Origin of the sequence: Metabacillus lacus, from assembly GCF_009674805.1 — a bacterium.
Lineage (GTDB): Bacteria > Bacillota > Bacilli > Bacillales > Bacillaceae > Metabacillus_C > Metabacillus_C lacus.
Window position 1 is genome coordinate 1 of record NZ_WKKI01000129.1, and the last position, 404, is coordinate 404.

2 tRNA genes and 1 rRNA gene are annotated in these 404 nt (G+C 46.5%); all 3 read right to left on the reverse strand.

Annotated features, from left to right (window positions below):
- Positions 1-103: 103 nt before the first annotated feature.
- Positions 104-179: transfer RNA gene (locus tag GJU40_RS20605), tRNA-Ala, on the reverse strand.
- 16 nt (positions 180-195) lie between these two features.
- Positions 196-272: transfer RNA gene (locus GJU40_RS20610), tRNA-Ile, on the reverse strand.
- An 81-nt stretch (positions 273-353) separates the two neighbouring features.
- Positions 354-404 (reverse strand): 16S ribosomal RNA (locus tag GJU40_RS20890); the annotation flags it as partial.

A 404-nucleotide genomic window follows, 5' to 3' on the forward strand; every position in this document is an offset into this window, starting at 1 on the left:
CCAAGCTTCTTTTCCTCTTAAAAATTAAAAAGAGAATCACATAAACTAAGCGTTAAAACTCAGTGAATATCTTGCTTACTCGTTATCCAGTTTTCAAAGAACATGGTGGAGCCTAGCGGGATCGAACCGCTGACCTCCTGCGTGCAAGGCAGGCGCTCTCCCAGCTGAGCTAAGGCCCCGAACATAAAAAAGAGATGGTGGGCCTAAATGGACTCGAACCATCGACCTCACGCTTATCAGGCGTGCGCTCTAACCAGCTGAGCTATAGGCCCATCTCACAGGGTATAAAATTGAGAGCAGTTCTCTCAAAACTAAACAAAGCAGAAACGTCACGTCTCGTAAATATTCCTTAGAAAGGAGGTGATCCAGCCGCACCTTCCGATACGGCTACCTTGTTACGACTT